We start from the raw sequence: 24691 nt of genomic DNA on the forward strand, positions 1-24691 counted from the left end.
AAATGAAGTGGGGAACGCGCCAAAATGGCGCCAGGTTAACGAAACTTCCACAAGGGCTGTAAACAACCTGCTAGAATGCCGCGCGCTGACGAATAACCGCTTTAATACGCAGGATTTTTAGCCCGTTTTTGCTCAGCAAAAGCGGCCATGACGGGGAATGACACTTTGCGAGGCAGCCACTCTTCTCAGGTTTCCCAGCTACAGGTTGTGATGCATCTGTGCGGGTTTTTGGTGTTGCTTTACAGCTTCTCGATGCTGCCGGCGATGGCAATCGCGCTGGCAAATAAAGAGCGCAGCTATATCGCCTTTTTGAGCACCTTCGTGACCTTTTTTACCCTCGGCGGCGGCACATGGCTGATGACCAGGCATGCCGGGATCCAGCTGCGCACCCGCGACGGGTTTGTGATTATCGTACTGTTCTGGTTCCTCTTTTCGCTGATTAGCGCCATGCCGCTGTGGATGGATGACGCGCAGAAACTCTCGCTGGCGGATGCGCTTTTTGAAGGGGTATCGGGGATTACCACCACCGGGGCTACGGTGATTGGCGACGTCAGCGCCCTGCCAAAATCGTATCTCTACTATCGCGCGCAGCTCAATTTTATCGGCGGCCTTGGGGTCATCGTGCTGGCGGTGGCGGTGCTGCCGTTTCTCGGCATTGGTGGCATGAAGCTTTACCAGTCTGAAATGCCAGGACCGTTTAAAGAGGAGCGCCTCACTCCCCGGCTGGCGGATACCTCACGCACTCTCTGGCTCACCTATCTGCTGCTGGGGCTGACCTGCACGCTGGCCTACTGGCTTGCGGGGATGTCGTTCTTCGACGCGCTGTGCCACGGGCTCTCAACCGTCTCCCTCGGCGGCTTCTCCACCCGTTCGGAGAGTATCGGTTTTTACGACAGCCACGCCGTGGAGCTGGTCGCCGGGCTGTTCTCCCTGCTCTCCGCTTTCAACTTTACCCTCTGGTATGTGGCCATCACCCGCCGCACGCTGAAGCCGTTTCGCCGTAACCAGGAGCTCAAGTTCTTTCTGATTGCCGCGGCCATCATCATTTTGATCACCGCCTGGCAGGTCTGGCATGCAGGGATGTACAACATCCCTGACAGTCTGGTGCATGCCTTTTTTCTTGCCAGCTCGATGATGACCGATAATGGCCTGTCGACCGGGGACTATGCCCAATGGCCCGCGCACACCATCTTTTTACTGTTACTGGCCAGCTTCTTCGGCGGCTGCATCGGCTCCACCTGCGGCGGGATCAAGGCGCTGCGTTTTCTGATCATGTTCAAACAGTGCCGCCAGGAACTGCACCAGCTTGGCCATCCACGCGCCCTTTTGCCGGTGCGCATCGGTAAAAGCGTGGTCAACGAGCGCGTACTGCGTTCGGTCTGGAGCTTCTTCTTTCTCTACGTCCTGTTTACCGCTTTTTTTATCTGGGCGCTGAATCTGATGGGGTACGATCTGTTTACCTCCTTCGCCACGGTCGCCGCCTGCATCAACAATATGGGGCTGGGGTTCGGTGAAACTGCCTCAACGTTTGGTACGCTGACGGAAGGGGCAAAATACCTGATGTGTGTGGCGATGATTCTGGGGCGTCTGGAGATCTATCCGATACTGATCCTCTGCTCGCGCTTCTTCTGGCGGGCCTAGAAACAACACGCCCGGCAGAGGATGCCGGGCGGGAGAGAATTACGGGGCCGGATTCACCAGCAGCTGCCCCACCGAGCCGCGATCCGCCATCTCCAGCGTCTGGCTGTGGAACAGGAACGGGAAGTGCGGCCAGGAAGGCTGCCCATAATAGACCAGCAGTTCCACCTGCCCGTCGACCCAGACGGTATCCTTCCAGCCTCTGTCTTCCGGGAACGGCATGGCGCCGTTGACGTTGCGGATCAGGAAACTCACCCCTTCGATATGGAAAGACTGCGGCCTGTCGGCGCGCACCGTCCAGCGCTCCCAGGAGCCCTGCTGGGCGGTAATATCGATGCGGTTCACATCCCATAGCTGGCCGTTAATGCCCGGGTCGTCGCCAAGGCTGATATCTCGGCTGCGCACCGGCGTACCGCTCAGGATCTCCTCCGGCAGCAGGCGCATCGGCAGGGTATCGGTCACCAGCGGCAGCAGACCGGTTGGACGCAGGGTTAACACCAGCGTCGAGACCAGAATGCTCGACGGCTCAAAGAAACCGCGCAGACGATCAACGATGCCCGCCGCCTCGCCACAGGTGATCGACACCTCTTCGCCGTTGGTCATATCCACCAGAATTTCGCGTCGCTCGCCCGGCGCCAGCGCCAGCTGTTTAACCGACACCGGAGCCGGTAAAAAGCCCTGATCCCCGGCAATGACGTGCAGCGCGCGGCCATCGCTCATCTGCAGTTGATAGCGACGCGAGTTGGAGGCATTCAGCAGACGCAGGCGTACCCAGCCGCGTGACACCTCGACATAGGGGCTTTGCGCACCGTTGACCAGCAGCGTGTCACCCACAAAACCGCCGCTGCCCGGCTCGCTGTACTCCGGCGTACCGAAATTATCCAGCCGCTTGTCCTGAATGATGAGCGGGAAGTCATCCACCCCGTAGTGGTTCGGGATCGGCAGGGATTTACTGACCTCATCCTCTATCAGCCACATCCCGGCCAGACCGTTGTAGACCTGCTGCGCGGTGCGGTTCGGGGTGTTGGCGTGATACCAGAGGGTGGCGGCGCGTTGGCGGACCGGCAGAACCGGTGCCCAGTCGGCGCTTGCGGACATCATGCGCGGGGCACCGCCCAGCAGCGGACCCGGCACCTGCATCCCGCTGATGGTCATGGCCACGTTCTCCGCCAGACGGTTGCTGTAGATCAGTTTGACGTCATCGCCGCTCCAGACGCGCACCGTCGGGCCGAGGTAACGTCCGTTGATGCCCCAGACCGAAGCCCGGGTACCCTGAGTAAACGACCAGTGGGCACGCTGTAGCGTCAGAAACAGCGGCTGCCCGCGGCGGGATTCCAGTAACGGCGGAATGGGCAGCGGCTGCTGCTGCCCGGCGGCGTTTGCCCTCAGCGGAACCGCGCCTGCACAAAGGGCGATCCCCGATGCCTGAATAAACTGACGGCGACTGAGTGACATAATGGCTCCATCTATAAACGCACTAACACACGGGAATTCGTTTTCCCTTTAAGCCGGCTTAAACCTTGCCAGCAGCTTCTCGCTCTGCGACTTCTTTATCGAGCTCAGCGATTTTATTCAGCATTAATTCGCGGCAATGTGCCGCCAGCTCGCGTACCTGGTCTTTGCCATATTTACTGACATCGACCGGCGGCAGCATCTCTACGATGACCAGACCGTTACGCAGACGATTCAGGTTTATCTTATTCGATGTGTTGGAAACACACACTGGAATAATCGGTACGCCTGCCGCAATTGCGGCATGAAATGCGCCAGTTTTGAACGGCAGCAGGCCACGACCCCGGCTGCGGGTCCCTTCCGGGAACATCCAGATAGAGATCTTGCGTTTTTTGAAGTGGTTCACCACCTCGGCAATCGTGCCGTGCGCCTTGGCCCGGTTGTTACGGTCAATCAGCAGGTTACCGGTGAGCCAGTAGAGCTGGCCGAAGAACGGGATCCACAGCAGGCTTTTCTTGCCCACGGTGACGGTTGGCGGCTGCACGATTTTCGCTGCGGTCACCATATCGTAGTTATTCTGGTGGTTACCGATATAGATAGCGTTACCAAATTTCTCTGCCCCTTCCGGCAGACGCGTCTCTACCTTCAGGCCAAACAGCGGCGCCAGACGGGCAAACATGTGGCCAAAGGTAGCGACATGTTTTGGATTACGCGGGCTGAACAGGCAATAAACAGAGCCGAAGATACAGACCAGAATGCAGTAGATAACGGCAAGAATGGTACGAACAATTAATAGCATAGCGACCTCAAAAACCCCTGACAGTTGACGATTATACTGCAACTGTTAGCGGGTAACTCTTTTGTTTCTATAACGGATGTTTTTCACGAGTCCCCCTCCTGAGCGGAGGGGGAGGTGCTCTGTTACGCTTCGTTGTCGCCCGATGTCGCGCGGTGTGGAGAGTCGATCTCTACACGGTCAATGCGCTGCAAGCCACGCATCAGCGATCCTTTGCGTCCACGTTCGCCCACCACTTTCTGTAGCTCTTCCGGGCGCAGCTTGATTTTGCGTTTACCCACATGGATGGTCAACGTGCTCTGCGGCGGCAGAATAAAGAGGTGCGCCAGGCTGTCTTCCCCTTTTGCCGCATCCGCCGCGGCGATGTTGATGATCTTATTGCCTTTGCCTTTCGACAGCTGCGGCAGATCGCTGAGCGGGAACATCAGCATGCGGCCCGCGGCGGAGATCGCCAGCAGCATGTCGTTCTCGTCTTCAATCACCAGCGGAGCCATGACCCGGGCGTTATCCGGCAGGCTAATCAACGCCTTGCCCGCACGGTTGCGCGAGATCAGATCGTTAAAGGTACAGATGAAGCCGTAGCCCGCATCGGAGGCCAGCAGCAGCTTCTGCTCATCGCCTTCCATCAGCATATGCTCAATGGTCGCCCCTGGCGGCAGCGTCAGCTTGCCGGTGAGCGGCTCGCCCTGCCCGCGCGCTGACGGCAGCGTAATCGGGTCGATGGCGTAGCTGCGCCCGGTGGTGTCGATAAAGGCCACCGGCTGGTTGCTCTTGCCCTTCACGGCGGCTTTGAAGCTGTCGCCCGCTTTGTAACTCAGACCCGGCGCGTCGATATCATGACCTTTGGCGCTACGCACCCAGCCGCTTTGTGACAGCACAATGGTCACCGGCTCGGACGGCTGCAGGTCATGCTCGCTCATCGCTTTCGCTTCTTCACGCTCGTGCAGCGGAGAACGACGCTCATCGCCGAAGGCATCGGCGTCAGCCTGCAGCTCTTTCTTCAGCAGGTTGTTCATCTTGCGTTCGGAGGCGAGGATCGCCTGCAGCTGATCGCGCTCTTTTTCCAGCTCGTTCTGCTCACCGCGAATTTTCATCTCTTCCAGCTTCGCGAGATGGCGCAGTTTCAGCTCAAGGATCGCTTCCGCCTGGGTTTCGCTGATGCCAAAGCGCGACATCAGGGCCGGCTTCGGCTCATCCTCGGTACGGATAATCTCAATCACTTCGTCGATGTTGAGGAACGCCACCAGCAAACCTTCGAGGATGTGCAGGCGCTTAAGCACTTTATCCAGACGGTGATTCAGACGACGGCGCACCGTATCGCGGCGGAAGGTCAGCCATTCGGTGAGGATCTCCAGCAGGTTTTTCACCGCCGGGCGGCCATCCAGCCCGATCATGTTCAGGTTGATACGGTAGCTTTTTTCCAGATCGGTGGTGGCGAACAGGTGATTCATCACCGGCTCCATATCCACACGGTTGGAACGCGGCACGATCACCAGACGGGTCGGGTTTTCGTGGTCAGATTCATCGCGCAGATCGTCCACCATCGGCAGCTTTTTATTACGCATCTGGGCGGCGATCTGCTCCAGCACCTTCGCGCCGGAAACCTGGTGCGGCAGCGCGGTGATCACCACCGCGCCATCCTCTTTGGTCCACACCGCGCGCATGCGCACCGAGCCGCGACCGTTCTGGTAGATTTTGCGGATTTCCGCGCGGGAGGTGATGATCTCCGCTTCGGTCGGGAAGTCCGGCCCCTGCACGATATCCAGCAGATCGTCCAGCGTGGTCTTCGGCTGTTCAATCAGGGTGATGGCCGCTTTCGCCACTTCACGCAGGTTGTGCGGCGGGATATCCGTCGCCATCCCGACGGCAATGCCGGTGGTGCCGTTCAGCAAAATGTTCGGCAGACGCGCAGGCAGCATTTTCGGCTCCTGCAGCGTACCGTCGAAGTTCGGTACCCACTCCACGGTGCCTTGCCCCAGCTCGCTGAGCAGCAGTTCGGCATATTTTGAGAGACGGGATTCGGTATAACGCATCGCCGCGAACGACTTCGGATCGTCCGGCGCACCCCAGTTCCCCTGGCCGTCGACCAGCGGATAGCGGTAGGAGAACGGCTGAGCCATCAACACCATCGCTTCATAGCAGGCGCTGTCGCCGTGCGGATGGTATTTACCCAGCACGTCACCCACGGTACGGGCGGATTTTTTAAACTTGGCGCTGGCGTTCAGACCCAGCTCAGACATCGCATAAACGATGCGGCGCTGAACGGGTTTCAGGCCATCTCCAATAAACGGCAACGCCCTGTCCATGATGACGTACATGGAGTAGTTCAGGTAGGCGTTTTCCGTGAATTCATGTAGCGCGAGGCGCTCTGCCATATCGCTCATAAAATGGGATTCCTCAACTCAGAAACCAGTTGGTTTCAGGCAATATTGCCGCAGATACTACCTTATCTGGCGAGTCGAGTCACAAAGAAAAAGGGGCCGGAATAGCGGCCCCTTGATGGGTTATTTATTCAGCTTGATAACCTGTTTCACGTCGATTTCGAAATCGTTCCACTCTTTATCGACCTTGCCCTGCAGCTCAACCTTATCCTGCGGGGTAATGGTCTGGCCGTTCCAGTGTTTATTGTCGATCTCCACCGTTACCGTGCCGCTCTCATCACGGAAGGTATAACGGTCGTCAGAGAGGCGCTCGGTAATCGTCCCGCGCAGTTTCACCCAGCTGTCATCCTTCATATCCTTGACCTTCTGCGCCGTGGTGAGGTTAGCGTCATTATCGACAAACCCGCCCTGCTGGGTTTGCGTCTGGGTTGCCGTCGCGGATGGGCCATTAAATCCACCCTGTGCCGCAAACACCGGCGCGGAGGTGATCATCATGATGGCAGCAATAGCAGCGATTTTTTTCATCTTAACTCTCCCTTTAATGTCGTTTCGCAATCCATTAAACAGGGTAAACCTTAACAACTTCTTAAGCGGAAAATTTAAATTTTTTTACTGTACAGCTGTGCGTAACAGAGGGTTTACTGACGGCATCAGGGAGGGAAACATGCGCATTTTACTGGTAGAAGATGACAGGCTGATTGGCGACGGCATTAAAGCCGGGCTGACGAAAATGGGCTTTTGCGTGGACTGGTTCACCGACGGCGAAACGGGCCGCGCGGCGCTCTACAGCGCCCCCTACGACGCCGTGGTACTCGACCTGACGCTGCCCGGCCTCGACGGGCTACAAATCCTGCGCGAATGGCGGGCACAGGGGCGCGACGAACCGGTGCTGATATTAACCGCGCGGGATGCGCTCGATCAGCGCGTCGAGGGGCTGCGCCTGGGGGCTGACGATTATCTCTGTAAACCCTTCGCCCTGATTGAGGTGGCCGCCCGCCTGGAGGCGCTGGTGCGCCGCAGCCACGGGCAGGCGCACAGCGAACTGCGCCACGGTAAGATCACGCTCAATCCTACCAGCCTCGTCGCCACGCTAAACGGCGAAACTCTGGTGCTGAAGCCGAAAGAGTTTGCCCTGCTGGAACTCCTGATGCGCAACGCAGGCCGCGTCCTGCCGCGGAAGCTGATTGAAGAGAAGCTCTATACCTGGGATGACGACGTCTCCAGTAACGCCATAGAAGTCCACATACACCATCTGCGCCGCAAGCTCGGCAGCGATGTTATCCGCACCGTGCACGGCATCGGTTATACCTTGGGTGACGCATGAAACTGACCCAACGCCTCAGCCTCAAGCTGCGCCTGACGCTGCTGTTCTTAGCCCTGTCGCTGACGGCGTGGTTTGCCGCGAGCATCGTCGCCTGGCACCAGACCACCGATAAGCTCGATAAGCTGTTTGACACCCAGCAGATGCTGTTTGCCAGAAGGCTGCTGACGATGGATCTCGACGAGCTCAAAGCCCCGGAACGCATGCGCGAGGTGCCGAAAAAAGCCCGTCACGGCCATCTGGATGACGATGTGCTGGCCTTCGCCATCTACACCCCCGAGGGCAAAATGGTGCTTAACGACGGCGAAAACGGGCGCGACATTCCGTATCACTATCGCCGGGAAGGGTTTGATAACGGCCAGCTCAACGACGATAACGACGAATGGCGCTTCCTCTGGCTCACCGCCCCGGACGGCAAGTACCGGGTGGTGGTCGGCCAGGAGCGGGAGTACCGTCAGGAGATGGCGCTGGACGTGGTGCGATCGCAGCTCACGCCTTGGCTGGTGGCGCTGCCGGTGATGCTGCTGTTGCTTATCGTCTTGCTGAGCCGGGAACTGCACCCGCTGAAAAAGCTGGCGCAAACCCTGCGCCTCCGCTCACCGGATGCCACTGACCGCCTGCCGACCCACGGCGTGCCCGTTGAGGTTCGCCCGCTGCTCGATGCGCTGAATCATCTGTTCGCCCGCACCCAGGAGATGATGGCCCGCGAGCGCCGCTTTACCTCCGATGCCGCCCATGAACTGCGCAGCCCCCTCACCGCCCTGAAAGTGCAGACCGACGTGGCGCAGCTGTCGCTGGACGATCCTGAGGCGCAGGGCAAAGCGCTGAACCAGCTACACGCCGGTATCGACCGGGCATCGCGGCTGGTTGAGCAGCTCCTGACCCTGTCGCGCCTGGATTCGCTGGAGAGCCTCGATGACGTGGAATCCCTGGTGCTGGCCGATGTTCTCCAGTCGGCGGTGATGGAGATCTACCCTCCGGCGCAGCAGGCCGGGATCGAGATGCGCCTGAATATCAACGCCCCGCAGGTCACCCGCCCTGGCCAGCAGCTGCTGCTGAGCCTGCTGGTGCGTAATCTGCTGGATAACGCCGTCCGCTACAGCCCGCGCGGCAGTGTGGTGGAGGTTACGCTCGATAGCCGCAGTTTTACCGTCCGAGACAACGGACCAGGCATCGCCCCCGAGGCGCTGGCGCGGATCGGCGAGCGCTTCTATCGCCCGCCAGGACAGGAGCAAACCGGCAGCGGGCTGGGGTTATCTATCGTCAAACGGATTGCCGCCCTGCATCGAATGACGGTAACACTCGGGAATGCGTCAGAGGGCGGCTTTGCCGTCACCGTCGGCTGGTAGGGAATTATTGCTGTTATAGCAAAAGACTTTGCACATTTTGCTAATTTCACCGCACCGCTGTCGCGCGTAGAATAGCCCTCAGACTCGCTACTCTGAGGACAACTTAATGAGCAATATCCTAATTATCAACGGCGCAAAAAAATTCGCCCACTCCAATGGCCAACTGAATGACACCCTGACCGAGGTCGCGGACGGCTTCCTGCGCGACGCCGGGCATGATGTTAAAGTCGTGCGCACCGACGGTGAATACGATATCCAGGCCGAAGTGCAGAACTTCCTCTGGGCTGACGTGGTGATCTGGCAGATGCCTGGCTGGTGGATGGGCGCGCCGTGGACCGTGAAAAAGTACATGGACGATGTCTTTACCGAAGGCCACGGCGCGCTGTATGCCAGCGATGGCCGCACCCGTTCAGATGCCTCGAAAAAATATGGCTCCGGCGGTCTGATTCAGGGGAAAAAGTACATGCTTTCCCTCACCTGGAACGCCCCGATAGAGGCCTTCACCGAAGAAGATCAGTTCTTCCACGGCGTGGGCGTGGACGGTGTTTATCTGCCGTTCCACAAGGCCAACCAGTTCCTGGGAATGGAGGCGCTGCCGACCTTTATCACCAACGACGTGATCAAAATGCCGGACGTGCCACGCTATATCGCAGAATATCGCAAGCATCTGGCTGAAATTTTTGCTTAACTGGTTGCATGTTATCAGGAGAAATGACCATGCTTACCGTTATTGCTGAAATTCGTACCCGTCCTGGCCAACATCACCGTCAGGCGGTGCTGGATCAGTTCGCTAAAATTATCCCGACCGTTTTAGAAGAAGCCGGCTGCCACGGCTACGCGCCGATGGTGGACACCGCAGCAGGCGTCAGCTTCCAGACCACCGCCCCCGACTCCATCGTGATGGTTGAGCAGTGGGAAACCGTGGCGCACCTTGAAGCGCATCTGCAGACCCCGCACATGAAAGCGTGGAGCGAGGCGGTGAAAGGGGATGTTCTGGAAACGCATATCCGTATTCTGGAAAACGGGGTTTAACCCCTGTTTTGCCCGGTGGCGCTACGCTTACCGGGCCTACAAAACCGTAGGCCGGGCAAACGAAGTGCCGCCCGGCAATACCAACAGCACCGAATCTCAGGCCCGGTACGCATAGCGTTTCCGGGCTTTTTTTATCACCTCGAAACGCACCTGCTATGCTTATTTCTGATTTCATTGTTATCTGGAGGAAGGAATGGGAATTTTTAACTTCGTTAAAGAAGCAGGTGAAAAGCTGTGGGACAACCTGACCGATCACAAAGGTCAGAGCGATAAGGTGACTGAACACCTTAAAAAACTCAACATACCGGGCGCCGACAAAGTACAGGTCAACGTCAACGACGGTAAGGCCGTGGTGACGGGTGACGGACTCACCCAGGAGCAGAAGGAAAAAATCCAGGTCGCGGTAGGGAACATCGCGGGCGTCAGCGAGGTGGAAAACACCATCACCGCCACCGATACCCAACATGAAGCCACCTACTACACGGTCAAATCGGGTGATACGCTGAGCGCTATCTCCAAAACGGTGTATGGAGATGCGTCGCAGTACAACAAAATCTTCGAAGCCAACCGCCCTATGCTCTCCAGCCCCGATAAAATTTATCCTGGCCAGACGCTGCGTATTCCGGAAGCCTGATAGCGCCGTACAGTGAGAAGATGATGAAGATAGCCTGTCTGGGCTGGGGCTCGTTGGTCTGGAAAAGCGGCTCACTCCCCGTCGCCGGGGAGTGGAAAACCGACGGACCGTCGCTGCCCGTCGAGTTTTGCCGGGTCAGTGACGGCGGTGAACTGGCAACCGCCATCTGTATGAATGCGCCTGCCGTACCGGTGCTCTGGGCATGGCTTAATGTGGAAACGCTGAGCGTGGCCTGTCAGGCGTTGCGTGAACGCGAGGGGATCCCGGAAGATCGTTGTGACGGTATAGGTTCATTGCTGATCGAAGGCCGCCACACCGGCCTGCTTTCGAGATGGGCGGTTGAGAGAGGCATTGAGGCGGTGATCTGGACCGGGCTGCCGCCGAGAAGCGCCTCCCTCGAGGGCCGCGTGCCCACCGTGGATGAAGCCATTGTTTATCTGGATAGCCTGAGCGGCGAGACCCGCCAGCATGCGCGGGATTACATCAATCGGGTGCCGGAGCAGATCGATACCCCTTACCGGCGGGTCATCAAAGAGATGCTGGGGTGGTGACATCATCACCCCAGCCATTTTTTACCAGTACAGTTTCCAGCTCTGGGTAAAACGCACCAGCGCTTCGACGTAGAAGTAATCCCCCCAGCTGGCGCACTCGTCCACGCCCTTGTTGCTAGCGAGGTGATACACGGAGTGTTTCAGCACGCCGTTGCCCTTCTCCTCTTTCCCCATCAGGTAGTGCCTGGTCAGCGAGGACATGATCCCTTTCGCCCACGCCAGATAGCGCTCGCGATCCGGGTCAGTCACCGGCAGGTGCTTCACCAGCTCCAGCAGGCCGCATACCGCAATCGCCGCCGACGATGAATCACGCAGCGCGTCGGTGCCCACCAGCGCCAGATCCCAGTGACAGACGTAATCCTCCGGCAGACGGTTGAGGAAGTAGTTTGCCAGCCGTTTTGACAGGGCAATCATCGTCTCGTCGCCGGTATAGATATAGCTCAGCAGGAAGCCGTAAATCCCCCACGCCTGACCCCGCGACCAGCAGGAGTCGTCCGCATAGCCCTGCTGGGTATTGCCGTAGCGCGGCGCGCCGGTGACCACGTCCATATAGTAGGTGTGGAAGGTGGAGGCATCGTCACGGATCAGGTACGTTGCGGCCTGCATCACATGCGCTTTAGCGGCCTCGGCAAAGCGCGGATCGCCGGTCTGCTCCGTCGCCCAGTAGAGCAGCGGCAGGTTCATGTTGCAGTCGATGATCATCCGCCCGGCCTGTTCCGGATCGGCCAGATCGCCCCACGCCTGGATGATCTTCGCCTTCTCGTGGAAGCGCTCCAGCAGGGCTTCCGCCGCCAGCAGCGAGAAGCCGCGCGCCTCGCGACTGCCGGTCAGTCGCCAGTCCGCCACGCAGGAGAGCGTATAGAGGAAGCCGAGATCGTGGGTGTTGGTGTCGCTGCGCCCGGCAATGCGCAGGCCAAACGAGCGCGTGTGTTTTTGGGCCATCTCACGGAATTTCTCGTCCCCGCTCATCTCCCACGCCAGCCACAGCTGCCCGGTCCAGAAGCTGGTGGTCCATTCGACGTTATCGGTCAGGGGATAAAACCCCTCTTTGCAGGTTTCTGCCGGGAATTTGTCACCGAATTCCGTTAAATGACGGCTAATCAGGTCGAGGATATGGCTGCGCGCCGAGATTAATTCATCGCTAAAGGCGCGTTCATCCACGGGCACGGGAATATCGGCCAGACGTTCCTCGGTGATACGACTTAACATAATTCGATTCCTTCTTTGACGACGTAAATTAATGATGTTCAACAACGTTCAGCGTTTTTGCGCCGCGCCATTTGCTCTGGCAGGCGGATAACGTGAAGGCGGAAATAAGGGTAAAGGTCAGCGCCGTGGCACCCATGATGATATAGGTCTGCTCAAAGCCGATGCGGTCATACATATAACCCGCAGGGGAAGAGACCACGACATTACCGACGTAGAGCATTGCCTGATAGCCCAGCAGATACATGGTGGCGTTCACGCGTTTATCGAAATGCTCGGCGATATACTTAAAGACCGACACCAGCAGGAGACAGATCTCCAGACCGTACAGCGGTTTGAGAACCGAAATGAGTAGGTGTGAATCGCAGATCCCGGAAATAATCAGGCGCGCCCCGACAATCAGGCCGACAATTAATAACCCGCGTTTGGCGCCAATAAAATTCACGAACAGCGGGATCACCATATACATGATAAATTCCATGCCCGACTGCACGGTGCCCAGATAGCCAAATACCGCGTTGCCCTGGTGCACGTCATTAAAGAAGGTGACGAAATAGCGCGAGAACTGCTGCTCGGCGATAAACATCATCCACGCCACGCCCGCTACGTACAGGCAGAAGGCCCAGAATTTGCGGCTGCGCAGCAGGGCGTAGACGTCCGCCGGAACGATTTTCTCTTTGGTCAGCACCTCACCCGCATGGGCCGAGTTGGTGTTCACCTTCAGGCTCAGGAGGACAATCAGCATAATGACCGACGCCACGCTGCCCATAATAAAGTTGTACGCAGGAGAGAGGTTAAACAGCAGGCCGGAGAACGACGATGCCACCGCCCAGCCCAGCGATCCCCACATACGGATCTGACCAAATTCCATACCGTTCAGACGGCTGAAACGGTCGGAATAGGATTCGCACGCCGCGACGCCCGCATACCAGGCGAAACTTAAATAGAGCGCGCCAATAATAATCCCCAGCATGGTGTTGGACATTAACAGCGGCTGATAGACATAAATAAAGAACGGCGCCATCAGGGCGGACATCGCCACCACAAAATAGAGCAGGTATTTGCTCATGCCGATCTTATCCAGAATGTAGCCATAGATCGGTTTCAGAATAACGGAGAAGACACCGTTTACCGCAAATACGGTGCCGATCACCGAGCCGCTCAGGTTGGCTTTTTGCCCGAGCCAGATCGCCAGCAAACCAATACTGGCCGACCAGGTAAAGAAATAGAGAAAAATAAAACTGCTGATTTTGTAATATTCAGTTTTGTTGCTCATACCATCCTCGCCGATATCCAGGGTAAGGCTCTTATAAAATGAACGACAGCTTACGTTCGCTTCCGGGCGCGCAAATAACGACCCGGTTATCTTCTATTTTCAGTTGTGGTGTGTTTGCCTCTGCACGCGCTTTCCCGGAGGCGTATACCGCGCTGCACAGCCAGCTCTCCCCCTGCGGGAGAGGGGTGGTCAGCACCGGAATGGCGGCGCATTCGGCAAACATGATGCTGCTGTTGGGTGGCGTCACCACGCTGTCAGGCTGACGGCTAATGACAGGCGACAGATCAACAATGACGCTGCTGCCGTTCGCGGCATTCAGATAACTGCCGCGCCCGATAAGCTGGTGGTCGGTTTTCATTACCGCAAACCCGCCCTCCACCGTCTGCAACGTGCGGGCGCTGTTAATGCGGTGCAGGCGCAGATGCCACTCGCCGAAGGGCACCAGCCAGCTGTCGATATGGACGTCATGCCACGGCGACCAGCGCGAAAAGATGAAGTTCTCTTCGACGCGGACCGCCTCGCATTCACGGCGTCCGCGGAAGTAGTTATCACCATCGGCCAGCAGCAGCATGGAGTCGCAGGCGGCATGCTTGATGCCGAAGCGTCCGCGCTCGATGGTGAACCCAAAGCGGCTGGAGTAGGCAAATTTGGTGTATTTCGCCTCAGTGTTAACGTAGTTGTTCAGCTCCAGCTGTCCGGCGGTAAGCATGGTGACGTGATCCGCGTGCATCAGGATCTGCTGGGCATGGGGAATGACACGCTTTTCGGCAAGCGCAGGTAATGGCTGCTCTTCTGCCTGCCAGAACGGATGGCTCTCCGGCAGGGACAAAATCAGGTAGGTTTTCAGCGCCCAGTAAGGCGAGCCGGGGGAGTTATAGTCCTCGCACATCGCCAGGTTCGGGTAGGCGAAGCCAAGCGTCAGGATCCCGTCGCGATCGGTCATCGGCTGCTGCTGCCACCAGCGCAGATGACGGAGGATGATCCCTTTCACGATCCCCGGCGTAAACACCTTCAGTCCGGAAAAAGCCACTGCGCTCCAGAAGGCGACCATCGCGAAGCGGTAGGTCAGGCTGCGGCCAAAGGGCACCGAGGCGCCGTCGGCAGCGGACATATAGATAAAATCTTCCGCGAACAGGCGCGAACGCTGGCGCAGCACCTCTGCCCTCGCCTCATCACCACTCAGGGTGGCGTAGATCAAACCGTAAAAGTGAAACGCCATTGAGATGTAATAGTCCTTTGGCCGACCCGGACCGTCGGAATACCAGCCGTCCCCCAGATAGTAGGCCTCCATCATGGCGAAGCGGCGATCGATGGCCTGCTGATCGTATGGCAGCCCGGCGCGCTTAAAGCCAAGCTGGACCATAATGGCGAAGTAGTTCCAGTTGCTGTCCGGCATCGTCGCGTCGGTGATCTGGTTCAGCCAGGCGTGCAGGTTCATCAGCTCACGTTCGTTAAACAGTTCAGTGAGTTTGTCCCGCAGCAGCGCCAGCCCGAGGCCATAGGCCGCCATCTCCACCAGACGTTGGTCATAAGGCCCGGCTTCGCCCCAGTAGCCTGCGCTTTGCGGATCGGTCCCCTGCTTAATGGCGGTGAGGTATTTATCGCTGAACGGCGTACTGTCGCCTGCGGCCATCAGCGGAAACAGCCCCCACAAGACCCGGGAGAGCCCCTCCATCTGCGCGACATCGGTGGCGTAGTGGGCGCTGGTATCGCCCAGTGAAAAACGGGAGCTACCCGCCGGGAACTGCTTATCCACCGCGGCCAGCAGGGTATTAAGGGCCGCCACCAGATCCTGGCGGGATGACAACGGATTTGATTTTTCTTTATTTGCCGCGCACATACGCTCGTCCTCGCAATCAACTGCGGCAAAGCATAGTTAATCAGCAAGGTGCAGAAATGTTAGCCGGGTCACAGGAGTGAGAGATGAATAAACCCGCAGTTGAGGAAATTTAAAAAGGTGGTTTATAAAGGGGAAAGAAAAGGGAAAAGTTGAGTTTTATTGCACTATGCGCGAGACCCCCACGGCGGAACACCTTGAGCTCATCACCCTGAACGATACCCTCGTGTCGTTCAGTCGCCTGTTCGCCAACACCGTGCGCTATCACCACTGGCACCAGTGTCTGGAGATCCTCTATGTCGAAGAGGGCTTTGGCGTGGCGATTGTCGATAATCGTCACTACACCATGCGCCCGGGGAGGCTGTTTTTCTTTCCCCCCTTTACCCTGCACAAGGTGATGGTCGATCCCCAGGCCGAAGCGAATTACCGCCGGACCATTATTCATCTCGATCAGCATGCGGTAATGAAAGCCCTGCGCGACTTCCCGCAGACCCAACAACGACTCCAGAAGCTGTCCCAACGGGGAGGAGAAGCCTGGGTAGCGGACATGGCCCACTGCCACAGCCATCTCGATCATCTCTTCAGCTGCTACCCGCCGCCGTTGAACAGCGAGCGCATCGCCAGCCTGCTGATTAGCCTGTTCGCCATGCTGCCGCACGATGACGAAGGCCAGCCCGGCAACAGCCACGGTATCGCCAGCCAGGTAATGTTCTGGCTGGACGAGCACTATCAGCATAAGTTCAGTCTTGATGCGCTGGCAGACGAGCTGGGGAAATCCCGCAGCTACGTATCCCGGAAATTCCATGCGGAAACGGGGGAGAAAATTCACGATTACCTGAATACGTTACGATTACGCAAAGCCTGTGAGTGCCTGCTGCATTCGGAGGCGAGCGTGCGGGAGATTGCCGCGCGGGTGGGGTTTTCGGACGTGACCTACTTTATCAGCGCATTTAAAAAGGGCATCGGAGAGACGCCCTTGCAGTACCGGAAGAATCATGCGGCCTGACGCAATGCCCGGCGGCGCTTCGCTTGCACGGGCCTACAGGTGCGGGTAGGCCGGGCAAGGCGCAGCCGCCGCCCGGCAAGGCATCAACCCTCGATATCCGCCAGGTCGCCCTTCTCCTGCAGCCAGTTGCGGCGGTCTTCCGAGCGCTTCTTGGCCAGCAGCATATCCATCACCGCGGTGGTCTGCTGCTCATCTTCATCGCTGATGGTGAGCTGTACCAGACGGCGGGTGTTCGGATCGAGCGTGGTTTCACGCAGCTGTAAAGGGTTCATCTCGCCCAGCCCTTTAAAGCGCTGCACGTTAGGTTTGCCCTTCTTGCGTTTAAGCTGTTCCAGCACGCCCGCTTTCTCTTCTTCCGTCAGGGCGTAATAGACCTCTTTACCGAGATCGATACGGTACAACGGCGGCAGCGCCACATAGACATGGCCGTTTTTCACCAGCGTGCGAAAGTGCTTCACAAAGAGCGCACACAGCAGGGTGGCGATGTGCAGCCCATCGGAGTCCGCATCCGCGAGGATACAGATCTTGCCGTAACGCAGCTGGCTCAGATCCTCGCTGTCCGGATCGATACCGATCGCCACCGAGATGTCATGCACCTCCTGCGACGCCAGCACCTCATCGGAAGAGACTTCCCAGGTGTTAAGGATCTTACCCTTCAGCGGCATGATCGCCTGATATTCACGGTCGCGCGCCTGCTTGGCCGACCCGCCCGCAGAGTCCCCTTCCACGAGGAACAGCTCGGTACGGTTCAGATCCTGCGCAGTACAGTCCGCCAGCTTGCCCGGCAGCGCAGGGCCGCTGGTGAGCTTTTTACGCACCACTTTCTTCGCCGCGCGCAGACGGCGCTGGGCGCTGGAGATCGCCATTTCGGCCAGCATTTCTGCGGCCTGTACGTTCTGGTTCAGCCACAGACTGAAGGCATCTTTCACCACGCCGGAGACGAACGCCGCGCATTGGCGCGAGGAGAGACGCTCTTTGGTCTGACCGGCAAACTGCGGATCCTGCATCTTCACGGAGAGGACGTAGGCGCAGCGCTCCCAGATATCTTCCGCCGACAGCTTCACGCCGCGCGGCAGAATGTTGCGGTATTCACAGAACTCACGCATCGCATCCAGCAGCCCCTGGCGCAGGCCGTTCACGTGCGTCCCGCCCTGCATGGTCGGGATGAGGTTAACGTAGCTTTCGGTCAGCAGCTCGCCGCCTTCCGGCAGCCACAGCAACGCCCAATCCACCGCTTCCGTATCACCGGCAAAATTACCGATAAACGGTTTTTCCGGCAGGGTTGGCAGGCCGTTAACCGCTTCGTCCAGGTAATCATTCAGACCATCCTGGTAGCACCAGCGCTGCTCGCTGTTGTTGACCTCATCCTTGAAGGTAATTTCTACCCCAGGGCAGAGCACCGCTTTCGCTTTCAGGATGTGCGTTAAGCGAGAAACAGAGAAACGCGGGCTGTCGAAGAAGCTCTCGTCCGGCCAGAAGTGGACGCTGGTGCCGGTATTGCGTTTCGCGCAGGTACCGATCACCTGCAAATCCTGCACTTTATCGCCGTTCTCAAAGGCGATGTTGTAGACCTGGCCGTCGCGCTTAACGGTCACTTCCACCCGTTTGGACAGGGCGTTCACCACGGAGATACCTACCCCGTGCAGACCGCCTGAGAACTGGTAATTTTTATTGGAGAACTTCCCGCCCGCATGCAGGCGGCAGAGGATCAGTTCAACCGCCGGCACACCCTCTTCCGGGTGGATATCGACAGGCATGCCGCGCCCGTCGTCGATCACTTCCAGCGACTGGTCAGCATGCAGAATAACGTCAACGCGTCTGGCATGACCCGCCAGCGCTTCGTCGACGCTGTTATCAATTACTTCCTGGCCCAGATGGTTTGGGCGCGTAGTATCGGTGTACATCCCCGGACGGCGGCGAACCGGCTCAAGCCCGGTGAGTACCTCAATGGCATCAGCGTTATAGGTTTGCGTCATGATTTAAACTAGCAATTCGCAGCGATTGTCAGAGGCTGTGCAGACCGAGAAAATCGACAATCTGGGTGAAATGATCCTCAAAGCCCGTGAAAGCGTGGTTACCACCCTCTTCTACAGTCTGGCGGCAAGAGGCGTAATACGCCACTGCCTGGCGGTAATCCAGCACTTCATCACCCGTCTGTTGCAGCAGCCAGATAAGATCTGGCGCTTCCAGCGGATCAATCTGCATCACTTTGAGGTCGTAAATATGGCGAGACTCTAGCACATATTGCTGTCCGGTGTAGGGGTTCTCGTTGTGCCCAAGATAGCCCACCAGCAGCTCAAAAGGCCGCACCGCTGGATTCACCACCACGGCGGGTACCATAAAGCACTGGGAGAGCCAGGTGGCGTAGTAGCCGCCAAGGGAAGAGCCCACCACGCCGAACGGCTCGCCGCCGTGAGCCATGACGATGGTCTCCAGCATCTCGGCGGCGTCTGCAGGGTACGGCGGCAGCTGCGGGACGATCATCTCGACGTCGGGATGATGAACCTCCAGCCATTGGCGAAACAGCGTCGCTTTTGCCGAGCGCGGGGAGCTGTTGAACCCGTGCAGATAAAGGAGCGCAGACATCAGTAGCCTTCTGACGCGGTATCCGGGCGGAACCGGGTGCCTTCCAGACGGCAGACTTCGGTGGTCAACGAGCCGTCGGCATGCAGTTCCAGCCAGCGCCAGCCTGGCGCAATGGTATCTAACGTGAAGTTCGCGCAATGCGGTTTGAACTGCACGCAGGTAGAAGGCGTAGCCAGCAGGCGACGACCGTTCCAGTCGAGATCCTGCTCCTGATGGATATGTCCGCAGAGCAAGTGCTTCACCCGCGGGAATTTCTCCAGCACCTGATCCAGGGCGGCGGAGTTGCGCAGGCTGTGCTGATCGAGCCAGCTACATCCTGCCGGCAGCGGATGATGATGCAGTAAAAGCAGCGTGTTGCGCTCCGGCTCAGCCGCCAGTTTCGCTTCCAGCCACTCCAGCTGAAAATCGCTCAGCTCACCGTGCGGCACGCCGAAGACCTGGCTGTCGAGCAGCAGAATCTGCCAGTGGTCGCCGGCGTAGACCCGTTTAGCGGGCGAAATGCCTGAATCCTGAAGTGCGCTGTACATCGCCGGTTGAAAATCGTGGTTTCCCGGTAACCAGACGCAGGGCGCGTGAAAGCTCGCGGTACCTTCAGCGAAATGCTGATAAGCCGCGGCGGTTTGGTCCTGCGCCAAATCGCCCGTTGCGACAATCAAATCGCATTCGCGCTTCTGGCCATGAATGGCTTCCAGAACAGCCTGATAACTCTCCCAGGTATTCACACCTAACAGGGTTTCATGCTTATTGGCAAACAGGTGAGTATCGGTAATTTGTAATACCCTGACTGGCGCCCCACCAGCAACAGTCAGGTTCAACAGGCTTTCCAAATGGTGTCCTTAGGTAGGTTTCACGACGCTAACAAACCGGAATCGCCATCGCTCCATGTGCTAAACAGTATCTTAGCCAATCAGCCAGAAACTGATTAATTTGATGCTTTTCGTCACGTTGATGCAACTTTTTATTTGGGTAATCATAACGCGCTTTGAAGCGGAAGATCTGCTGACTTGAACACACTTCAGCGACCATCGCGTCATGGTAGAGCCGCACCGTCATCGACGGCAGGCTCCAGTAGCTGATGGAAGGTGCCGTTTGTTCGATCTCCACCAGCGTAGTGTAACGGGTTGATTCCGTAATCGTTAACCGATACTGCGCGTTGCTCACCTGATAGCTCACTGTTTCGCCGGGCGCGTCATTACGCGGCAGCAAACGGCGCAACTGGGCGAAATTGGTTTCGCACAGGCGCATCATTTCAGGGAAGTCAGGTGTATAACGCTTCATTTTTTCCACTCGTTTCTTAATTCCTGATAGTGCAGCTGTAGCCATTGCAAAGCGATGACAGAAGCCGCGTTGTCGATTTTCCCCTCTTCTACCCATTGATAAGCCTGCTCCCGACTTACCACATGAACACGAATATCTTCGTTTTCATCAACCAGACCGTGAATCCCTTGCGCGGTCGTGGCGTCCACTTCGCCTACCAGAACCGATAAACGCTCGCTGGTGCCGCCAGGGCTTGCCAGATAATTCGAAATCGGTTTTGTACGCCCAACAATCAGCCCGGCCTCTTCCATCGCCTCGCGACGGGCGACCTCATCCGGGGTCTCGCCTGCTTCAACCATCCCGGCCACCATCTCCAGCAGCCACGGGCTTTCGCTGGTATCCAGCGCGGCAATGCGAATCTGCTCTACCAGTACCACTTCATCACGCACTGGGTCAAAGGGTAGCAAGACTGCAGCATGCCCGCGCTCAAAAATTTCGCGCCGCACTTCGCCACTCATTTCGCCGTTAAACAGACGATGGCGAAAACGGTATAATTCCAGTGAAAAAAATCCGCTGTAGAGCGTTTCTCGTGCAATAATTTCTACATCGTTTTTTGTGAATGTCACTGGCATCTTCTCTGGTTTTTCCATGTTTGCGTCCTGTTATTTATGGTGGCGTTAAGGTGAAATTCCAATCTGCTAAACTGCGGTTTCTACAACAGTATGGTAAATTGGTGCAAGTTACTGCCGCATGGCACGGAACGCCAACCTTTTGCAGTGGCGAAGTCTGCTAGAATCGGTAGATATTTTTTTAATTAGATCAGCGCTAACAAAGCTTCACAACAAGGAAAGCAAATGAAGAAATTGCTCCCCATCCTCATCGGCCTGAGCCTGACGGGCTTCAGCGCGTTGAGTCAGGCAGAAGACCTGATACAGGTTTATAAGCAGGCACGTCTGAGCAACCCGGAACTGCGCAAGTCCGCTGCCGATCGTGACGCTGCATTTGAAAAAATTAATGAAGCACGCAGTCCATTATTACCACAGCTGGGTTTAGGTGCTGATTATACCTATAACAACGGCTATCGTGATGCGAATGGCATCGACTCCAACGTGACCAGCGGTTCACTCCAGTTAACCCAGACGCTGTTTGATATGTCTAAATGGCGTACCCTGAGCCTGCAGGAAAAAGCAGCCGGTATTCAGGATGTCACCTATCAGACCGACCAGCAGACGCTGATCCTTAACACGGCTACCGCTTACTTCAGAGTGCTGAGCGCCATCGATACGCTCTCCTATATTGAAGCGCAGAAACAAGCCATCTACCGTCAGCTCGATCAGACGACCCAGCGTTTTAACGTGGGTCTGGTGGCCATTACCGACGTGCAGAACGCCCGTTCACAATACGACAGCGTACTGGCGAACGAAGTGACCGCGCGTAACGATCTGGATAACGCCGTTGAAGAGCTGCGTCAGGTCACCGGTAACTACTACCCGCAACTGGCTTCCCTGAACGTTGAACGCTTCAAAACTGACAAGCCGCAGGCGGTGAATGCCCTGCTGAAAGAAGCGGAAAACCGTAACCTTAGCCTGCTGCAGGCCCGTCTGAACCAGGATCTGGCGCGTGAGCAAATTCGCCAGGCACAGGATGGCCACCTGCCAACCCTGAGCCTGAACGCCTCTACCAGCGTGTCGAATACCAGCTATAGCGGCTCCAGAACCAGCGGTGCCCAAGGTGGTCAGTACAGCGACAGCGATGTCGGCCAGAACAAAATTGGTCTGAGCTTCTCCCTGCCGATCTATCAGGGTGGTCAGGTCAATTCGCAGGTGAAACAGGCGCAGTACAACTTTGTCGGTGCCAGCGAACAGCTTGAAAGCGCGCACCGCAGCGTGGTTCAGACCGTGCGTTCCTCCTTCAACAACGTGAACGCCTCTATCAGCAGCATCAACGCTTACAAACAGGCCGTTGTCTCTGCCCAGAGCTCTCTGGATGCATCAGAAGCCGGTTACTCGGTGGGTACCCGTACCATTGTTGACGTTCTGGATGCGACCACCACGCTCTACAACGCCAAACAACAGCTCTCCAACGCCCGTTACAACTACCTGATTAACCAGCTGAACATCAAGTCAGCGCTGGGTACGTTGAACGAGCAGGATCTGCTGGCGCTGAACGGCGCCCTGGGTAAACCTATCTCCACGACCCCAGAGGTTGTGGCCCCGGAAAATCCACAGCAGGCTGCCTCTGCTGATGGCTTAACCGCCGCCGCTGCGCGTACCACCAGCAACTAATGCTGTTATCCGGCCAGGGCTATCCTGGCCGGGTATTATCGCGCTGTCCGACAAAAAAACGTAAGCCAACGTAAAGATCCCCCAGTTTCGCCCCCATCGCTTCAATTTCCACCACTCATCCTCTATTCTGAGCGTTATTTTCTGTGTTTTACCACTGGGTCCTGGAAGACGATCATGAAACGGACAAAATCCATTAATCACGCCACGTTCCGCAAAAGCTGGAACGCGCGTCACCTCACTCCTGTCGCCCTAGCGCTGGGCGCCGTGTTTATGCTGGCAGGCTGTGAGCAAAGCGACGAAACGGTTTCGCTCTATCAGAATGCCGATGACTGTACCTCCGCCACCGGCAACAAGGCAGAGTGTACCACCGCCTACAACAATGCCCTGAAAGAGGCCGAACGTACCGCGCCGAAATATGCCAGCCGTGAAGACTGCGTAGCGGAATTTGGCGAAGGCCAGTGCCAGCAGGCTCCTGCTCCGGCCCAGGCGGGCACGGCGCCAGAAAACCAGGCGCAGGCACAATCCAGCGGCAGTTTCTGGATGCCATTGATGGCCGGTTACATGATGGGCCGTCTGATGGGCGGCGGTGCGGGTTATCAACAGCAACCGCTGTTCAGCTCGAAGAACCCGGCCAGCCCGGCTTACGGTCAGTACACCGATGCCAACGGCAAAGGTTATGGTGCCGCACAGCCTGGCCGCACCATGAACGTACCTAAGACCGCCATGGCGCCAAAACCGGCGACCACCAGCACCGTTACCCGCGGCGGCTTTGGTGAGTCTGTTGCCAAACAGAACACCATGCAGCGCAGCGCGACCGGCACCTCAACGCGCTCAATGGGCGGCTGATAATGGAACGAGTCAGTATTGTTGAGCGCCCGGACTGGCGCGAAAAAGCCACCGAATATGGTTTCAACTTCCACACCATGTACGGCGAGCCGTACTGGTGTGAAGATGCCTACTACAAGCTGACCCTCGCCCAGGTTGAAAAACTGGAAGAGGTGACGGCGGAGCTGCATCAGATGTGCCTGAAGGTGGTGGAAAAGGTGATCGCCAGCGATGAGCTGCTGACCAAATTCCGCATTCCGAAGCACACCTGGGGCTTTGTGCGTCAGTCATGGCAGACCCATCAGCCGTCGCTCTACTCCCGCCTCGATCTGGCGTGGGATGGCACCGGCGAGCCGAAGCTGCTTGAGAACAACGCCGATACACCAACCTCCCTGTATGAAGCGGCCTTCTTCCAGTGGATCTGGCTGGAAGATCAGCAGAACGCAGGCCGTCTGCCGGAAGGCAGCGATCAGTTCAACAGCCTGCAGGAAAAGCTGATCGCGCGTTTCACTGAGCTGCGCGAACAGCACGGCTTTAACCTGCTGCACTTTGCCTGCTGTCGCGACACGGTCGAAGATCGCGGCACGGTACAGTATCTGCAGGACTGCGCTGCCGAAGCCGAAGTCGCCACTGAATTCCTCTACATAGAAGATATCGGGCTGGGTGAAAAAGGCCAGTTCACCGATCTGCAGGACCAGGTAATCAGTAACCTGTTCAAGCTCTATCCGTGGGAATACATGCTGCGCGAAGTCTTCTCTACCAAGCTGGAAGATGCTGGCGTACGCTGGCTGGAGCCGGCCTGGAAGAGCATTATCTCCAACAAAGCCCTGCTGCCGCTGCTGTGGGAGATGTTCCCTGACCATCCAAATCTGCTGCCCGCTTACTTCGCGGAAGATAACCATCCGCAGATGGATAAGTATGTCAAAAAGCCGATTTTCTCCCGTGAAGGCGCTAACGTATCGATTATCGAAAACGGTAACACCGTGGAAGCGGTAGAAGGTCCGTATGGCGAAGAAGGGATGATCGTCCAGCAGTTCTGCCAGTTACCGAAGTATGGCGACAGCTACATGCTGATCGGCAGCTGGCTGATCAACGATCAGCCAGCCGGGATTGGTATTCGTGAGGATCGGGCGTTGATCACCCAGGATCTGTCACGGTTCTATCCGCATATCTTCGTGGAGTAGCCTGTGGTGCCGGGTGGCGGCTTCGCCTTACCCGGCCTACATAACTCCGTAGGCCGGGTAAGCGCAGCGCCACCG

The 24691-nt window shown here is 57.4% G+C and carries 23 protein-coding genes; 11 read left to right on the top strand and 12 right to left on the bottom strand.

All coding sequences use genetic code 11. The features are described 5' to 3' along the window. The first annotated feature begins 147 nt into the window (after window positions 1–147). Entirely contained in the window at window positions 148–1641 is a 1494-nt protein-coding gene (locus FHC51_RS01730; RefSeq protein WP_220434778.1) for a TrkH family potassium uptake protein, read from the top strand. Window positions 1642–1680: 39 nt separating this feature from the next. Here the strand turns inward: FHC51_RS01730 and ftsP are convergent, their stop codons facing one another. From ftsP to FHC51_RS01750, 4 genes are all read right to left on the bottom strand, one after another. Next, complete coding sequence (gene ftsP / locus FHC51_RS01735) at window positions 1681–3093, bottom strand: cell division protein FtsP (protein ID WP_220434779.1); 1413 nt, start codon at window positions 3091–3093, stop codon at window positions 1681–1683. Window positions 3094–3151: 58 nt separating this feature from the next. Next, window positions 3152–3889, bottom strand: coding sequence for a 1-acylglycerol-3-phosphate O-acyltransferase (gene plsC, locus FHC51_RS01740; protein WP_103180982.1), 738 nt, complete (start codon window positions 3887–3889; stop codon window positions 3152–3154). Window positions 3890–4011: 122 nt separating this feature from the next. Continuing rightward, a complete protein-coding gene (gene parC / locus FHC51_RS01745; protein WP_220434780.1) occupies window positions 4012–6270 on the bottom strand; it encodes a DNA topoisomerase IV subunit A in 2259 nt (752 codons plus the stop codon). Between the two features lie 120 nt (window positions 6271–6390). Further along, window positions 6391–6792, bottom strand: coding sequence for a YgiW/YdeI family stress tolerance OB fold protein (locus FHC51_RS01750; protein ID WP_103176969.1), 402 nt, complete (start codon window positions 6790–6792; stop codon window positions 6391–6393). Window positions 6793–6931: 139 nt separating this feature from the next. On the opposite strand from FHC51_RS01750, the gene qseB reads away from it, so the two are divergent. From qseB to FHC51_RS01780, 6 genes are all read left to right on the top strand, one after another. Next, window positions 6932–7591 (top strand): quorum sensing response regulator transcription factor QseB, encoded by a 660-nt coding sequence (gene qseB / locus FHC51_RS01755; protein WP_103176970.1) that lies wholly within the window; start codon window positions 6932–6934, stop codon window positions 7589–7591. Further along, complete coding sequence (gene qseC / locus FHC51_RS01760) at window positions 7588–8937, top strand: quorum sensing histidine kinase QseC (protein ID WP_220434781.1); 1350 nt, start codon at window positions 7588–7590, stop codon at window positions 8935–8937. Before qseB ends, qseC begins: the two co-directional genes overlap by 4 nt. Window positions 8938–9043: 106 nt before the next feature. After that, a complete protein-coding gene (locus FHC51_RS01765) occupies window positions 9044–9625 on the top strand; it encodes an NAD(P)H-dependent oxidoreductase (RefSeq protein ID WP_103176972.1) in 582 nt (193 codons plus the stop codon). 29 nt (window positions 9626–9654) lie between these two features. Then, a complete protein-coding gene (locus tag FHC51_RS01770) occupies window positions 9655–9969 on the top strand; it encodes a putative quinol monooxygenase (protein WP_103822963.1) in 315 nt (104 codons plus the stop codon). Window positions 9970–10162: 193 nt separating this feature from the next. After that, on the top strand, window positions 10163–10603 hold the full coding sequence (gene lysM / locus FHC51_RS01775) for a peptidoglycan-binding protein LysM (protein WP_156239775.1): 441 nt from the start codon (window positions 10163–10165) through the stop codon (window positions 10601–10603). 20 nt (window positions 10604–10623) lie between these two features. After that, window positions 10624–11154 carry a hypothetical protein gene (locus FHC51_RS01780; RefSeq protein WP_255584726.1) on the top strand — a complete coding sequence of 177 codons (531 nt, stop codon included), beginning with the start codon at window positions 10624–10626 and terminating at the stop codon, window positions 11152–11154. A gap of 21 nt (window positions 11155–11175) precedes the next feature. On the opposite strand, the gene FHC51_RS01785 is transcribed toward FHC51_RS01780, so the two are convergent. From FHC51_RS01785 to FHC51_RS01795, 3 genes are read right to left on the bottom strand one after another with little or no spacing between them, the layout of a single operon-like run. Beyond that, entirely contained in the window at window positions 11176–12363 is a 1188-nt protein-coding gene (locus tag FHC51_RS01785) for a glycoside hydrolase family 88 protein (protein WP_103176975.1), read from the bottom strand. 28 nt (window positions 12364–12391) lie between these two features. Then, window positions 12392–13636, bottom strand: a complete 1245-nt coding sequence (locus FHC51_RS01790) for an oligosaccharide MFS transporter (protein ID WP_220434782.1) — start codon at window positions 13634–13636, stop codon at window positions 12392–12394. Between the two features lie 31 nt (window positions 13637–13667). Further along, a complete protein-coding gene (locus FHC51_RS01795) occupies window positions 13668–15476 on the bottom strand; it encodes a DUF2264 domain-containing protein (protein WP_220434783.1) in 1809 nt (602 codons plus the stop codon). 166 nt (window positions 15477–15642) lie between these two features. Here FHC51_RS01795 and FHC51_RS01800 point away from each other — a divergent pair, with 166 nt between their 5' ends. Next, window positions 15643–16479 (top strand): AraC family transcriptional regulator, encoded by an 837-nt coding sequence (locus FHC51_RS01800; RefSeq protein ID WP_103822871.1) that lies wholly within the window; start codon window positions 15643–15645, stop codon window positions 16477–16479. 83 nt (window positions 16480–16562) lie between these two features. On the opposite strand, the gene parE is transcribed toward FHC51_RS01800, so the two are convergent. Genes parE through nudF form a run of 5 tightly spaced genes read right to left on the bottom strand, consistent with a single transcriptional unit; the run spans window position 16563 to window position 20972 of the window. Further along, window positions 16563–18455, bottom strand: coding sequence for a DNA topoisomerase IV subunit B (gene parE / locus FHC51_RS01805; RefSeq protein ID WP_220434784.1), 1893 nt, complete (start codon window positions 18453–18455; stop codon window positions 16563–16565). Between the two features lie 28 nt (window positions 18456–18483). Next, the gene (gene yqiA, locus FHC51_RS01810) at window positions 18484–19065 is read right to left on the bottom strand and encodes an esterase YqiA (RefSeq protein ID WP_103822872.1); all 582 of its coding nucleotides are present in this window, start codon (window positions 19063–19065) and stop codon (window positions 18484–18486) included. Beyond that, window positions 19065–19892: a 3',5'-cyclic-AMP phosphodiesterase gene (gene cpdA, locus FHC51_RS01815; protein ID WP_103176987.1), complete on the bottom strand. Its 828-nt coding sequence runs from the start codon at window positions 19890–19892 to the stop codon at window positions 19065–19067. Before cpdA ends, yqiA begins: the two co-directional genes overlap by 1 nt. 28 nt (window positions 19893–19920) lie before the next feature. Further along, entirely contained in the window at window positions 19921–20343 is a 423-nt protein-coding gene (locus tag FHC51_RS01820; RefSeq protein ID WP_003862516.1) for a DUF1249 family protein, read from the bottom strand. After that, on the bottom strand, window positions 20340–20972 hold the full coding sequence (gene nudF / locus FHC51_RS01825; protein WP_103822874.1) for an ADP-ribose diphosphatase: 633 nt from the start codon (window positions 20970–20972) through the stop codon (window positions 20340–20342). Before nudF ends, FHC51_RS01820 begins: the two co-directional genes overlap by 4 nt. A gap of 204 nt (window positions 20973–21176) precedes the next feature. Between nudF and tolC the strand changes: the two genes are divergently transcribed. From tolC to FHC51_RS01840, 3 genes are all read left to right on the top strand, one after another. Continuing rightward, window positions 21177–22607, top strand: coding sequence for an outer membrane channel protein TolC (tolC, locus tag FHC51_RS01830; RefSeq protein WP_103822875.1), 1431 nt, complete (start codon window positions 21177–21179; stop codon window positions 22605–22607). 174 nt (window positions 22608–22781) lie between these two features. After that, window positions 22782–23453, top strand: a complete 672-nt coding sequence (locus tag FHC51_RS01835) for a DUF1190 family protein (RefSeq protein ID WP_220434785.1) — start codon at window positions 22782–22784, stop codon at window positions 23451–23453. Window positions 23454–23455: 2 nt separating this feature from the next. Continuing rightward, a complete protein-coding gene (locus tag FHC51_RS01840; protein WP_220434786.1) occupies window positions 23456–24616 on the top strand; it encodes a glutathionylspermidine synthase family protein in 1161 nt (386 codons plus the stop codon). The last annotated feature ends 75 nt before the right edge of the window (window positions 24617–24691 follow it).

It is taken from the genome of Leclercia sp. EC_58, assembly GCF_019584355.1.
Classification (GTDB): domain Bacteria; phylum Pseudomonadota; class Gammaproteobacteria; order Enterobacterales; family Enterobacteriaceae; genus Enterobacter.